At 65.3% G+C, this 15,590-nt stretch carries 4 protein-coding genes; all 4 read right to left on the bottom strand.

All coding sequences use genetic code 11. The annotated features are described in order from the left end of the window. Positions 1-83 precede the first annotated feature (83 nt). The 4 genes from PCOSP_RS17440 to PCOSP_RS17425 all read right to left on the bottom strand — a co-directional run bounded on the left by PCOSP_RS17440 (position 84) and on the right by PCOSP_RS17425 (position 15,588). Complete coding sequence (locus PCOSP_RS17440) at positions 84-1,346, bottom strand: glycosyltransferase (RefSeq protein ID WP_464709156.1); 1,263 nt, start codon at positions 1,344-1,346, stop codon at positions 84-86. Positions 1,347-2,009: 663 nt separating this feature from the next. Beyond that, the gene (locus PCOSP_RS17435; protein WP_464711961.1) at positions 2,010-2,993 is read right to left on the bottom strand and encodes a thioesterase domain-containing protein; all 984 of its coding nucleotides are present in this window, start codon (positions 2,991-2,993) and stop codon (positions 2,010-2,012) included. Further along, the gene (locus PCOSP_RS17430) at positions 2,948-11,131 is read right to left on the bottom strand and encodes an amino acid adenylation domain-containing protein (protein ID WP_464709155.1); all 8,184 of its coding nucleotides are present in this window, start codon (positions 11,129-11,131) and stop codon (positions 2,948-2,950) included. The genes PCOSP_RS17435 and PCOSP_RS17430 overlap by 46 nt, the downstream gene beginning before the upstream one ends. An 11-nt stretch (positions 11,132-11,142) precedes the next feature. Further along, the gene (locus PCOSP_RS17425) at positions 11,143-15,588 is read right to left on the bottom strand and encodes an amino acid adenylation domain-containing protein (RefSeq protein ID WP_464709153.1); all 4,446 of its coding nucleotides are present in this window, start codon (positions 15,586-15,588) and stop codon (positions 11,143-11,145) included. Between the last annotated feature and the right edge of the window lie 2 nt (positions 15,589-15,590).

Below are 15,590 nucleotides of genomic sequence, written 5' to 3'. Positions count from 1 at the left end.
CTTTTCAAAGCCAGACAGAAAAACGGCTGGCGTTCTTCTGTCGGTGGCTGTTTCATCCATGATTGCGCTGGGCGATGTCGGCCTTAGGCTGCGCGTGACCTGGCAGTCCGGGCGAGCGCCTCGATCTGCAGGGCTGCCGCTTCACTGGCGCTGTCACCGCTCGGAATCAGTGTGCGATAGCGGTCGCAACTGGCGCGTACTTCCTGGCTGTTCAAGACCTTTTCCAGCGCCGCGGCCAGCGACTCGGCGGAGGCAGGCGGGAAGACCCGCAAGCCACAGCCCAGGCGCTCCATTCGTGCAGCGTTGTCGAACTGGTCGTGAGCGAATGGCGTGGCGATCTGCGGCACGCCGGCGGCCATGGCCAGGGCCGTGGTCCCGACACCTCCGTGATGCACCAGCGCTGCGCTGTGGGGCAGGATGCGACTCATCGGCACGTAGCGCCGTACCAGGATCCTGCCTTCGCTGGACACTGAAGGATCCACCGGCTGGCTGGTCAGGAACACGCCGCGACGGTTGATCAATTTCAGTGCCTGAACCGCTGCGGTGAAATATTGCTCGCCATTGACCATGGTCGAACCCGGGGTAAACACCACCGGTGAAGCCTCGTTCAGAAAGTCTTCCAGTTCGGCGTCGAGCGGCTGGAGCCCGGACTCATCGAACAACGGGAAGCCGGTCAGGACGGTCTGTGCAGGCCAGTCGTGTTGCACGGGGGCGAACCACTCCGGAAACAGCCCCAGCACCCGATCAGGCGAGGAAATCCATTGGCTGATAATGCGTTTGGTCGGCGCGAGCCCCAGCTCCTGGCGGAAGCTGTTGAGTTCCGGGGCCATGACCCGGTCGAGAAATGCCCGTTCGATCACCCCCAGCAGCAGCCTTTTAACGGGATAGGGCACGAATGCCGGCAGGTTGGTGCCTGGTGGATGGGTCGAGGGCGCGGCGGCCGACCAGAAACCGAACGGCGACACCTGCGCGGTGACCAGCGGGATACCGAGTTTTTCCTGCAGCAGACGCGCGGAGAATGCCCACAAGGACCCCAGCATGACCGTTTCGTCGTCACAGGCCTGTTCCAGCAGCCGGTACTGTTCGCGCAGGGTGCTGGCGATGGTTTTCCAGAGGGTAGGCAGTGACGTGCGCGGATGCCACAGCGCCGGGTCAGCCATGACCTCGTCATATTCCTCACGGGTACCCAATGGCAAGAAGGTGAAACCACAGCGCTCGATCAACGGCGCGAACGCCGCGCTGGCGCAAAACGTGACCCGGTGCCCGCGTGCCACGAGCGTACGCCCGATGCCGACAAATGGATGAACGTCACCGGCTGAGCCGACGGCCGTAATGATCACATGCATAAGGTTCCCTCCAAAGTGATCTTGCGGTTATAGGCCACCCTGATCAGCAGCGATCAGAGACTGTCCGTGGACTCCGTCCACTAAAACGGTTCAGCCTGTCGGGGGGCATTAAGCATTGGCGGGGAGCAAAAGTCTGTGGCGGAAAATGGGGACACTCGACGGTTGGTAGGCGTGCAGCCGCGATCCAGTGGGGGAGCGAGCTTGCTCGCGATAGCGGAGTGTCTGTTATGCAGATGTTGAATGTGCCGCCGTCATCGCGAGCAGGCTCGCTCCCACAGGGTCCGGTGGTGTATGCAAGAGCTGCGTACACCCCAAATCTCCTGTGGGAGCGAGCCTGCTCGCGATAGCGGAGTGTCTGTTATGTAGATGTTGAATGTGCCGCCGTCTTCGCGGGCAAGCCCGGCTCCCACAGGGGCTGGTGGTGTATGCAAAGGCTGCGTACACCTCAAGTCCAATGTGAGAGCGAGCCTGCTCGCGATAGCGGGGTGTCTGTTATGCAGATGTTGAATGTGCCGCCGTCTTCGCGGGCAAGCCCGGCTCCCACAGGGGCTGGTGGTGTATGCAAAAGCTGCGTACACCCCAAATCTCCTGTGGGAGCGAGCCTGCTCGCGATAGCGGTAGGTCAGCCAGCGTCCATGCTGACTGACTTGCACAAACCCGATCCTATGACATGGCGCGAGCTTTCAAGGCCTGGGACATCGCCTCGCCCAACCTGGCCACATGAGGGGCCTTGACCACGGTGTTGTGGGTGCCGGGAAGGGCGGTCACGTTCACCTGGTCATTGAGCAACCCGCGCCAGCCCAGGGTCGGGTCGTTGCGTTGCTGTTCGCTCGCGGTGAACAGCGATACCTCGAGCGGGCTCGGTGGGCTGACGTAGGCGCCGATGGCCTGCCGCATCGCATAGGCAACCCCCAGGTGAGTACGCAGCAGGGCGGCGTCGATGTCGTGGGGCAGTTCCTCCGGTAACAGGCGGTGAGTGATGCACAGCGTCAGCATCGCGTCGATGGCCGAGTGCTGTGCCAGTTCTGTCAGTTGTCCGAGCAGGTCGGGGGCGATCTGCGCGGGGAGCCAGGCCATCAGGAACTGCGCTTCGCTCACCTCGTGTGTCGGCACCGGTTCAGGACGGGCCGACGCATCGATGATGCCAAGGAATTCCACGACCTCACCGCTGGCGAGCAGTTGACGGGCCATTTCATAGGCGATCAGACCTCCGGCCGACCAACCGGCAATCCGGTACGGACCTTGCGGCTGGACCTGACGGATGCTCGCCAGGTAACGCGTGGCCATGGACGGAACGTCCGACAGCGGCGCTTCTCCCGCCACCAGGCCACTGGCGGCCAAGCCATAGACCGGAACCTGGGGATCCAGCGACGGTGCCAGGTCCCGTGCGTATTGCACTTCGCCACCGAGTGGGTGCACCAGGTACAGCGGCCGTTGGGAACCGCTGCGACGGATCGGCACCAGGTTGCTGTTGGCCCCCGGTCGGGCTTGCCCATCGAGGGTCCTGGCGAAACCGGCAATGGTCGGTTCGACGAACAGGTCGCGCACGGCAATGGGCTTGCCAAGTACCTTGCGCAAGCGCGAAGCCATCTGCACCGCCATCAACGAAATACCGCCGAGGCTGAAGAAGTCATCGTGACGGCTGATGCGCTCCTGTTTGAACAGGTCCCGCCAGAGCGCCGCGATGGCGATTTCGGTCTCGCCCCGAGGGGCTTCGTAAGGCAAGGCCGGGACCGGGCTGTCTTCGGTGCCGGTCGGCGAGGCCACGGCGGTGACCGAGCGCACCAGCGGCGGCGTGTTTTCCAGCAGTTGGCCGATGGACTGCCGTGGGTCGGTGACCAGGTTTTCCAGCACCTTGGCGAACAGTCCGGCGATGTTTTGCACGGTCTCTCGGTCGAACAGGTCGTTGGCAAATTGCAGGCTGCCGCCGATGCGCTCGCCATTGTCGACCAGTGACAGCGACAGGTCGAACTGGTGTTGTGCGGGCTTTCCAGGGTTTGCACCGCAAGCCCCGGCAGTTGCAGCGGCGCCGGTGGCGTGTTGTCCAGGCTCAACATCACCTGGAACAACGGGCTGTGGCTCATGCTGCGAGTCGGCTGCAATGCACTGACCACCTGTTCGAAGGGCAGGTCCTGGTGACTGTAGGCCGCCAGTGTCTGGTCCTTGATCCGCGCCAGCAACCCGTCGATACGGCTGTCGCGCCCGGTATTGATCCTCAACGCCAGGGTGTTGGCGAAGAAACCGATCAGCGCCTCCAGCTCCGGCCGCTGACGGTTGGCCACCGGCGTGCCGACCACCACGTCGTGCTGTCCGCTCAGGTGGCTCATCAACACCGACCAGCCGGCCAGCAGCACCATGAACAACGTGGTGCCTTGGGCCTGGCTGAAGGCACGCAGTTCGGCACTGAGGAATGCGGAGAAGGCACAGTCGACGATACCGCCGGCATAGCTCTGTATCGCCGGACGCGGACGATCCAGCGGCAGGTTCAACAGGGCGGGCGCGCCTTCCAGATGTTGTCGCCAGAAGTCGATCTGCGCCTGCAACGCCGGGCCTTCGAGGGATTTTCGCTGCCAGGCGGCATAGTCCACATATTGCAGCGCCAGCGGTGGCAACGGGTCTTTCTGGCCTTGGGCGAATGCGCTGTAGAGCACGCTCACTTCCCGGGCCAGGACGCTGTTGGACCAGCCATCGGAGACGATGTGGTGCAAGGTCATGAACAGCACATGCTCGTCGTCCGCCAGCTGCACCAGGTGGCCGCGCATCAACGGTCCCTGGCCCAGGTCGAACAACTGCGTGGCGTTGAGGTGACCGAGGTGCTCCAGCGTGGCCGTGCGTTCGTCGGCCGGCATCGGGCGCAGGTCCTGTTGCTCCAGCTGGAAGCGGTAGTCGGCCGGGGCGATTTTTTGCACCGGCTCGCCGTCCACCAGCTCGAAACGGGTACGCAGGGTTTCATGGCGCGCCACCAGGCGGTCGAGTGTGGCTTGTAAGGCGGCCTTATCCAGCGAGCCCGTCAGGCGCAGGGCCAGGGGCAAGTGGTAGGCGGCGCCGGCCGCATGGTCCAGGTGATCGAGGAACCAAAGCCGTTGCTGGGAGAAGGACAACGGCAGCCGTCCCGAGCGATTGGCCAGTGGAATCGATGCCGTCTCATTGGGCGACGCGCTGTGGACCAGCGCCGCAAGGCCACGCACCGTCGGTGCGTCGAACAGTTCGCGCAAGGTAATCCGCGCGCCCAGTTTGCGGCGCAGCCTGGACAGCAACTGCACGGCGAGCAGCGAGTGACCGCCCAGTTCGAGGAAGCCGTCGTTACGACCAACCTGATCCAGGTGCAGCAGGCCTTTCCAGATCTCGGCGATGGCGATCTCGGTGTCACCCAGCGGCGCCTCGTAGGCTTTGCTGGCGAGGGCGTCCTGACCGGGTTCGGGCAGGGCGCGGCGGTCGAGCTTGCCGTTGGCGGTGAGCGGCAGGGCGTCCAGGTGCACGAAGGCGCTGGGCACCATGTACTCGGGCAATCCGCTCAACAGCGCACTGCGCAGTTGCTCGGCCGGGACCGGCTCGCCGCAGACATAGGCCACCAGGCGTTTGCTCTCCGCGTCGCCCTGGCTGTCCTCACGGGCGATCACCACGGCTTCGCGAATACCCGGGCAAGCCACCAGGGCGTTCTCGATCTCACCCAACTCGATACGGAAGCCGCGGATCTTCACCTGGAAGTCATTGCGGCCCAGGTATTCGAGCGTGCCATCGGCCATCCAACGACCGAGGTCGCCGGTCTTGTACAGGCGGGCGTTCGGCTCACTGCTGAACGGATCGGCGATGAAACGCTCGGCGCTCAGCTCCGGCCGATTCAGGTAACCCCGGGCCACACCGACGCCGCCGATATGGATTTCTCCAGCCACCCCCAACGGTGCCGGTTCGCCTCGCGCATCCAGCACATGGACCTGGACGTTGGCGAAGGGGCGACCGATGCTTGGCCGTTCGCCCAAGTCGCGGATCAGGTCGATGGTGGCGTCCACCGTGCACTCGGTGGGGCCGTACATGTTGTAGAAACGAATGCTCTGGCAGTTACGCAATTTCTCCCAGGTGGCGGCGTTGATCGCTTCGCCACCGAGCAGCACGCTCACCGGCTGGTAGCTCTGGCGCTCCAGCAGGCCAGCGGCGAGCAGGGTGTCGAGCTGCGACGGGGTGGAGTCGAAGGCATGCACCTGGTGCTGTTCGAGGAAGTCCAGCAACTCGCTGCCGCTGGCGCGGATCAGTTGCGGGATGATCACCAGGCGATGGCCGGAGAACAGCTGCGAGATGCCCTTGATCGACATGTCGAAGAAGAACCCGGCGTTCAGGGCCACGGTGGCCGGGGTCGGGCAGTGCTGATGGGTGGTGCGGGTCAGCACGTGCCAGAAGTTGAACACCGAACGGTGCTCGACCATCACGCCCTTGGACTGGCCGGTGGAGCCGGAGGTGTAGATCACGTAGGCCAGATTTTCCGCAGTCAGGCCCGGTACTTGTGGGTTGCTGTCGAAAGCCGAATCGTCCGCCGCTTGCAACGATTCCACGGTGTCCAGCAGCACCACCGGCAGTTCCCCGGACGGCAGGGACAGCGCCGACTGGGTCAACAACGCCTGGGGTTGGCTGTCCTGCAGCATGAAGGCCATGCGTTCGGCCGGGTGGGCCGGGTCGATGGGCACGTAGGCCGCGCCGGCCTTGAGCACGCCCAGCAGGCCGACGATCATTTCCAGGCTGCGCTCGGCGCAGATGGCCACGCGCTGATCGGGTTGCACGCCGAGGGCGAGCAACTGCCGGGCCAGGTGGTTGGCGCGACGATTGAGCTGGCGATAGCTCAGCTGGCGCTCTTCGCAGACCAGGGCCACGGCGTCGGGGTTGGCCTGTACCTGGGCTTCGAAGAGCTGGTGGATCGGTTGCGCCGCACCGAAATCGCTGGCGGTGCGGTTGAAGTCTTCGAGCAGCAACTGACGTTCGCTGGCGGGCACCACGTCGAGGCTGCTGGCGAGGCGTTCGGGGGATTGCTCCAGGGCGTCCACCAGGGCGGCCACGGCCTGGCCCAGGTAGGCGGCGATGCGTTGCGGATCGATGCCGGTGATGGACTGGGCCGTCAGGGAGAAGCCGTCAGCCACATTCGCCACGGCGATTTCGATGGGGTAGTTGGTGCGGGTTTCCGAGGCGATGAAGTGCATGCCTTCGTGCTCGCCCATGTCCTCGACGTTTTCCCCGGAGGCGTTCACCAGGTCGCCGTGACGGCAGTTGAGGATCACCGTGAACAGCGGCAACGAAGCGTCCACCGCACTGCAACGCTGGGCCAGGGCCAGGGAGGCCTGTTCGTGGGTCAGCAGTTCGCTCAGTTGCTGGTAGGCGTCATGGACAATGTCGCTGACGCTGTGCTGCTGCAAGCGGATGCGCATCGGCAAGGTGTTGATGAACATCCCCAGCGCATGGTCGGCACCGGCGGTGCCTTGGGAGCGACCCGACAGCACCGTGCCGAAAATCCCGTCGTCACGGCCGCTGGTCGCGGCGACCACCAGGCCCCAGGCCGCATGGAACAGCACCGAGGTTGGCACCCCTTGCTGGCGCGCCGTGCGGTGCACCCGGGCACTGAGCTCATCGCCCAGGTGCTTGACCGCGCGCTTGATCCCGGCGCCGTTGCCACGCACATCCAGCACACCATAAGGCGCGGTGGTGGAATCGACATCCGCCAGCAAGCGCCGGAAGTAGGCTTCGTGGTCGGCCTGGGACACGCTGGCGGCCTGGGCGATGAAGTTACGGTAAGGCTGGGACGGCGGCAGGCTGTCGGCCTGGCCGGCCAGGACCGCCTGGATCTCCAGCATGATCAACCGCAGCGTCACGTTGTCGCTGACCAGGTGATGGTCGAGCAGCGCCAGCAGCCATTGTCCACGAGGCTCATCCTCGATGATGTACGCGGCAATCAGCGGTGCCCGCTGCAGGTCGAGGCGCAGATGATGGGTGTCGGTCGTGTCACGCAGGATCTGCAAAGCATCTTCGCCAGGGAGGCAATCCAGGGTCACCACCGGCAATTGCGCCTGGCGATGGACGACCTGCACCGGCTGCGGCAGGCCCTGCCAACGCAGGGCGGTGCGCAGGATATCGTGGCGGTCGATCACCACCTGCACCGCAGCGAGGAAGTCATCGAGCAACTGGCGCCGATTGAACGTTACCACCGTGCGCATCAAGTAGGCGTCACCTTCGGATTGCAACAGGTGATGGAACAGGATGCCTTCCTGCAACGACGACAGTGGGTAGATGTCCTGCACATTGGCGGCGCCGCCGGGAACATCGGCGACAATCTGCTCGATTTCCTGCTGGCTGAGGGTTACCAGCGGCAGCATTTGCGGCTCGATGGCGGTGCAGTCGGCGGGGATCAGGTTCGCCGGTACGACTCGCTGCGTGTTGTTGCCGCCGGCCAGGACCGCGGCCATGGCCTTGAGGGTTGGCGCCGAGAACACCGTGCGCACGTCCAGTTGCAGGTCGGCCTGGCGCAGACGCTCGATCAGGCTGATGACCAGGAAGGAATGGCCACCGAGTTCGAAGAAGTGGTCTTGGCGACCCACCCGTTCTACCCCGAGCAACTCCTGCCAGGCATTGGCCAGGGTGATTTCGATGGCGCCCAGCGGTGCCTCGTAGCGCTGGCTCGCGGCGGCGGAGGCATCCGGCACCGGCAAGGCGTTGCGGTCCAGTTTGCCGTTGGTGGTCAGCGGCCAGGCCGCGAGGGTCACGAAGGCGCTGGGCACCATGTGTTCGGCCAACACGCTCGCCAGTTGGCTACGCAAGGCCGACGACTCTACGACGACCCCTTCATGGGCGATCAGGTACGCCACCAGGCGCTTGTCGCCGGGCTGGTCTTCGCGCACGGTCACCAGGGCTTCGCGGACTTCGGCGCAGGCCAGCAGTTGGGCTTCGATTTCGCCCAGCTCGATGCGGAAACCGCGGATCTTGATCTGCGAGTCGTTGCGGCCCACATAGATCACCCCGCCGTCGGCACGGTAGCGGGCGATATCGCCGGTGCGGTAGAGCCGGGCATCGACTTGTGTCGCAAACGGGTCGGGAATGAAGCGCTCGGCGTTCAGTTCGTCGCGATTGAGGTAATGCCGGGCCACACCGGCACCGCCGATGTAGATCTCGCCATTGACTCCCACCGGCACCGGTTGTCCGTAGTCGTCGAGAATCCGCAGGCACAGGTCGGGCAATGGCGGGCCGATCAGGCTTGGCGCGCCCGCGTCGATTTCCTCCTGGCTGACGGGGTAGTAGGTGGCGTGCACGGTGATTTCGGTGATGCCGTACATGTTCACCAGGCGCGTGCGGGACAGGGCCGTGCGTGCGGTCCATGGCCGCAGGCTGCGGAAGTCCAGGGCCTCGCCGCCGAAAATCACTTCCCGCAGGCCGTGTTCCAGGTCGCTGCGCTCACGGGCTTCGATGAACTGGCGGAAGGCGCTCGGCGTCTGGTTCAGCACGGTCACTTGTTGCTGGCAGACCAGCGCATAGAAATCGTCGGGTGAACGGGCCACTTCGTTCGGGACCACCACCAGCTTGCCGCCATAGCTCAGCGCGCCCCAGATTTCCCAGACCGAGAAGTCGAACGCAAAGGAGTGGAACAGCGTCCAGACGTCGTTGCGACCGAAGTCGAACAGTTCGGCAGTGGCGTCGAACAGGCGCGCCACGTTGCCGTGCTCCACCAATACCCCTTTGGGCAAACCGGTGGAACCCGAGGTGTAGATAACATAGGCCAGGTGCCGCGATGTCAGGCCGAGCGCCTGGGCGTCCGGATTGCGGTCCAGTTCCGCCAGGTCATCTGCCGTGGGGTCATCGTCGAGATTCACCACCGGCACGGCATGCTCGGGCAGCGCGGCGAGGCACGTCGGTTGCGCCAGCAGCACGACCGGAGTGCTGTCGTCCAGCAAGTAGCCGAGTCGTTCGGCGGGGTAGGCCGGGTCCAGCGGCACATAGGCCGCACCGGCCTTGAGCACCGCCAGTACCGCGCAGACCATTTCCACGCCGCGCTGGGCCAGGATCGCCACCCGGTCGTCAGGGCGCACGCCCTGGGCCAGCAGCGTCTGGGCGATGCGGTTGGCCCGGCGATTGAGGGCCTGGTAACTCAACGCCGTGTCGCCAAAGACCAGGGCAATGGATTGGGGCTGGGCCGCGGCGCGTTGTTCGAAGCGCTGATGAATCAACGGTTCGGGGGTGAACACGGCCTTGGGTGGCAAGGCCGCAGGCGAGGCCTGGCGCTGTGCGGGGCTGAGCAACGGCAAACCGAGCACGGGCTGTTCGACATCCGCCACCATGGCTTCCAGCAGGATTTGGAAATGCTGGGCGAAACGCTCTACGGTGACGCGGTCGAACAGGTCACTGGCGTATTCGATCACGCCCGACAGCGTGCCGCCGTCATTGCCCAGGGTCAGCATCAGGTCGAACTGGGAGGTTTCATGGGCCTGGGCCACAGGCACCAAGGTCAGGCCGGGCAGGCTCAATTCGCCACCGCCCGGGGTGTTGTCCAGCGACAGGGCGACCTGGCACAGCGGGTTGTGGCTAAGGGAGCGCGGCGGCTGTACGGCTTCGATGACTTGCTCGAAAGGAATGTCCTGGTGCTCGTGGGCCGCCAGGGTGGTCTGTTTGATCTGCTCCAGCAGTTGCGTCACGCTCGGGTTCTGCGACAGGTCTACGCGCAGGGCGAGGGTGTTGACGAAGAAACCGATCAGGTTTTCGGTCTCGGTGCGACTGCGGTTGGCCGTCGGTACGCCGATGACCACGTCCCGTTCGTTGCCCAGGCGCGCCATGAGCACCGACCAGGCACCGAGCAGCGCCATGAACAGGGTCACGTTGTGCGCCTGGCAGAAGTGCTCCAGGCGTTCGCGCAGTGCCGGGGCGATGGCCACTGCAACGTCGCCGCCCCGATAGCTCTGCATCGCCGGCCTTGGGCGGTCGGTGGGCAGAGACAGCAGGGCCGGCGCGCCTTCCAGGTGTTCGCGCCAGAACTCGGCCTGGCGATTGAACCGTTCACCGTCGAGGGCTTGGTGCTGCCAGGCGGCGTAGTCGGCATATTGGATCGGCAACGCCGGCAGGGGATCGGGCTGCTGCTGGCTGAAGGCCCGGTAGAGGGCGGCGAACTCCTTGACCAGCACACCCACCGACCAGCCGTCGGAGATGATGTGGTGCTGGGTGATCAGCAGGATGTGTTCGTCATCGGCCAGGCGCAGCAGGCGTCCACGAATCAGTGGCCCACGGCTCAGGTCGAACGGCGCCAGGGCCTCGTTGTTGCCGATGCGCGATGCACTGACGCTGGCTTGTTCGTAGGGCAGTACGCGCAGGTCCTGTTCGGCCAGGGCGAAGCCACAGTCCGCGGGGGCAATGACCTGCACCGGCTGTTCGCCACGGCGTTCGAAGGTGGTACGCAGGCTTTCATGCCGGGCCACCAGGCGATCCAGCGCGGCCTTGAGGGCAACACGATCGAGATCGCCACGCAGCAGCAAGGCGGCCGGCATGTGATAGGCGCTGCCGGCGCCGGAATCGAGCTGGTCGAGGAACCACAGGCGTTGCTGGGCGAACGACAACGCCAGCGGCCCGTTGCGGTCGACCAGGCCGATGGTCTCGGCCTCGGCGGTGAGCGGGTGACCTACCACCCGTGCCAGTTCTTCCACGGTGGGGTGGCTGAACAGCTCGCGCAGCATCAGCTCGCAGCCCAACTGTTGCCGCACCCGGGAAACCAGTTGCGCAGCCAGCAGGGAGTGCCCACCCAGTTCGAAGAAGCTGTCACGACGACCCACGCGCTCCAGGCCTAGCAATTCCTGGAAAATCTGCGCCAGGGCGGTTTCGGTGGCGCCCTCGGGGCGGTGTAGCCGCGCTCGGACATGGCGCCCAGGTCCGGCTCGGGCAAGGCCTCCTGGTCGAGTTTGCCGTTGGCCGTGAGCGGGTAGGCGTGCAGGCTGACGAAGGCCGTCGGGATCATGTAGTCGGGCAGGGTCGCGCCCAATTGCTTACGCAAGGCGGCCACTTCCAGCACCGCGCCCGCACGGGGAATCAGATAGGCGATCAGACGCTTGCCCTGGTTCGCATCATCACGGGCCAGCACCTTGGCTTCCCGCACGCCCTCGCAGGCCAGCAGCTTGGCTTCGATTTCCCCCAGCTCGATGCGGAAACCGCGGATCTTCACCTGGGCGTCCATCCGGCCCAGGTGCACGATCTCGCCGTTGTCCAGCAACTTGCCCAGGTCGCCGGAGCGATACAGCCGCTCGCCGGGACGGAACGGGTCGGCAATGAAGCGTTCAGCGCTCAAGGCCGGACGGTTCAGATAGCCGCGGCCGACCCCCAGGCCACCGACGCAGATCTCACCCGCCACGCCGACGGGCAGCAGCCGCTGCTGGGCGTCGAGCACGTAGGCCACGGTGGTTGGAATCGGCCTGCCGACGTTGGAGATGCCTGCGGCGATGTCGGCCGCGCCAATGGCTTTGTAGGTGACGTGGACGCAGGTTTCGGTGATGCCATACATGTTCACCAGGGCCACATGCCCGAAGGCACGGTGGAAGGCATCGAGTTTGCCCAGCTCCAGGCTTTCCCCACCGAAAATCACGTAGCGCAAGTGCGCCAGGCGCACATCCGGCGTCGCCAGCGCGGCGGCACTGAGCTGATGGAACGCCGAGGGGGTCTGGTTCAGCACTGTCACCTGTTCGCGTTCAAGGAAACCCAGCAGCTCTACCGGATCACGCCGCAGGGCCTCGGGCACCAGGGTCAGGCGTGCGCCATGGAGCAACGCACCGAAGATTTCCCAGACCGAGAAGTCGAAGGCGTTGGAGTGGAACAGTGACCAGACATCCTCGGCATCGAACTGGAAGTCCGGGCGATTGTTGTGCAGCAGGCGCACGACGTTACGGTGTTCGAGCAGTGCACCCTTGGGTTCACCAGTGGAACCCGAGGTGTAGATCACATAGCAGAGGTGCTCCGGGGTGTTGACGTGGGTCGGGTTGGCGACGCTGGCGTCGACGTTGCCGAGGGTCGGATCAAGGACTTCGATACCCAGCGCCTGCAGCGCCGGCGCCATGTCCTGGCGTGCGATGGCCTTGCCGGCGCCACTGTCGCGCAGCACGTAGGCGATGCGCTCCTGGGGTGAGGCCGGGTCGATGGGCACATAGGCGCCGCCGGCCTTGAGCACCGCCAGGGTGGCGACGATCATTTGCACCGAGCGCTCCAGCGTGATGGCCACCAGTTCCTGGGGCCGCACGCCTGCGGCGCGCAAACGATGGGCGAGGCGGTTGGCCTGTTCGTTGAGCTGGCGATAGCTCAGCTGTTCCTCGCCGAGGTTGACGGCAATGCGTTCCGGGGTCTGGCGAACCTGCTCCTCGAAAATCTGCTGCAGGGTCAGGGTGTCGGGCCAGGCCGCTTCACTGTCGTTGAAGTCGATGATCTGCCGCTGCCGCTCGGCGCTGTCCAGCAGGGGAACATCGTCGACGCGCTGCCGGGCATTCTCGACAAAGGCTTCCAGCAGGCGCACGTAGTGACGCATCAACTGTTGGATGAACCCGGCGTCGAAGAACTCCGCGTTGTACACCACATGCCCGGCCCAGCGTTGTTCACCTGCGCTGATCAGCAGGTGCAGGTCGTTCTTGCCGTAGCCCAGGTTGCTTTCCAGGGTATTGACCGCCAGCCCTGCGACCAGCGTGCTGGCGTCGGTGTCGTGCTGGAAGTTGAACAGCACGTCGAACAGCGCGGTGCGGCTCATGTCCTTGGCCGGGTTGAGGGCCAGTACCAACTGATCGAACTGCATATGGCGATGGCGCAGGGCCTGGGTCAGGTTGTGGCTGGTCTGCTCCCAGAGCTGTTGCAAGGTAGTGTCGCTGTCGCAGAACCCACGCATGACCAGCAGGTTGTCCAGCGGCCCGACGACGTCGTTCAGGCCGGGCTCGCGGCAGGCGGCCGTGGTGCCGATCACCAGTTCGTCGTGGCCGGCATAGCGGCGCAGCAACGCGGTAAAGGCGCTGAGGGCCAGGCTGTCGGTACTCACGCCGACCTCCCGGGCCAGGGCGTCGAGGCGGCGTACCAGTGGCGCTTCGAGGGTGAAGGCGTGGGTCGCTTCGGCGAACACATGCACGGCCATGCGCGGGCGATTGAGCGGCAGTTCCAGGGCTTGCAGCTTGCCGCGCAACTGATAGCTCCAATAGGCCCGCAGGTTCTCCAGCACCGCGGCCGGGAGTTGGCGTTGCCAGGCGGCAAAGTCGCCATAGCCCAGCGGCAGGGCCGGCAGCTCGGCGTCGCGTTCGGCACACGCGGCCGCATAGAGGGCCAGCAGGTCGCGCTTGAGCAATTGCATGGAGGTGCGGTCGGCCAGCAAATGATGCACGGCAATCGCCAGCACGGCGGTGCGTTCGTCCGCCTGCACCAGGCTGGCGCGCACCAGGCTGCCGCCGTTCATGGCCAGCGGCCGACGGGTCGCGGCCAGAGCCTGAGCGGCGAGGGTGTCCGGGTTGCCCTGGAGCCGTTCAAGGGCCAGGGTGGCCGGCCCGTCGAAGCACTGCCAGGCACTTGCGCCGTCGCTCAGCACCCGGCAACGCAAGATGTCGTGACGGGCCAGCAGGGCGTCGAGGGCGGTTTGCAGGGCTGGTTGGTTGATCTCGCCGGTCAGTTCCAGCAGCAATGGGATGTTGTGATAGACCGGGTTGGCGTCGTAGAGGTAACCGGTCTCGAAGGTGTCGACGAACCAGAGCCGTTCCTGGTGATAGGACAGCGGTATGCGCTGCGGCACTGGCGTCAGCGCGGTGATGGGCGGCAGGAGCAGGGTCGGGTCCAGTTCCACTGCACCGACACGGGTGTCCGGTGCTTCGGTGAAACACTGCAGCAGGCGTTCGAAGCGCGCCGCGAGACGCTCGACGGTGGCGGCATCGAATAGCGCGGTGGAATACGACAGGCTGCAGGACAGGTTCGGGCCACCTTCGTCGATGTGCAGGGACAGGTCGTGCTGGGTGTTGTCCTTGCGTGACGGCAGGAACTCCAGGTCCAGCCCCGGCAATTGCAACTGGCCGCCGGCACCCCCGGCGTTGGTGTAGAGCATGGTCTGGAACACCGGGCTGTAGCTGGCGCTGCGGGGTGGCTTGAGGGCTTCGACCACCAGTTCGAACGGGGTGTCCTGGCGGCTGGAGGACTCCAGCATCAGGTCCTTGACCTGTTGCAACACCTGTTCGAGGGTTGGGTTGGCTTCCAGGCGGATGCGCAGGGCCAGGGTGTTGACGAAGAAACCGATCAGTGACTGCACATCCTGGCGGTCGCGGTTGGCGGCAACGGTGCCGATCACCAGGTCCTGCTGGCCGCTGATCCGTGCCAGCAACACCGCCCAGGCCGCCATCAGGGTCATGAACGGCGTTGCCGCGCGGGACTGGGCGAACCGGGCGATGGCAGCGGACAGCGCTGCGGGCAGGTCGAAGCCCAGGGTTTCACCCCGGTAGCTTTGCACCGCCGGACGTGGCCGGTCGGTGGGCAGCGCGAGCAACGCCGGGGCGCCGGCCAGGTGAGCGCGCCAGAATTCCACTTGCTGGTCGAGGCGCTCGCCCTGCAGTTGACGGCGCTGCCAGGCGGCGTAGTCGGCGTATTGCAGGGCCAGTGGCGGCAGCGGATCGGGTTGGCCGGCACTGAATGCCTGGTACAACGCGGCGAATTCCTTGACCAGCAGGCCGATGGACCAACCGTCGGAGATGATGTGGTGCTGGGTGATCAACAGCCGATGCTCATCGTCGGCCAGGCACAGCAATGTGCCGCGGATCAGCGGGCCGTGCAGCAGGTCGAACGCTCGGGCCGCTTCCTCTTCTGCCAGTCGGGCCGCTTGCCGCCCGGCCTCGTCCCGAGGCAGGTGGCGCAGGTCCTGTTCCTGCAGGTTGAAGCCACAGTCGGCCGGGGCAATCACCTGCACCGGGTGTTCGCCGTCGCGGCGGAAGGTGGTGCGCAGGCTTTCATGCCGCGCCACCAGACGATCGAGGGCGTTCTTCAGCGCGGTACGGTCGAGGGTGCCGCGCAGCACCAGAGAGGCGGGGATGTGATAGGCGGCGCTGGCCGTCGGGTCCAGCTGATCGAGGAACCACAGCCGTTGCTGGGCGAACGACAGCGCCAGCGGACCTTCGCGATCCGCGCCGGTGATGTCGTCGGGAGCCGTTTCGATGACCCGTGTGGCGCCGCGCTGCTTGAGCAGGCGCAGCAGTGCGGCACGTTTCAACTGGTCGAGACTATCGTTATGTTCGTTCAATT

Source organism: Pseudomonas sp. MAFF 730105 (genome assembly GCF_055380705.1).
This window is presented reverse-complemented; position numbering and strand designations above follow the sequence as displayed.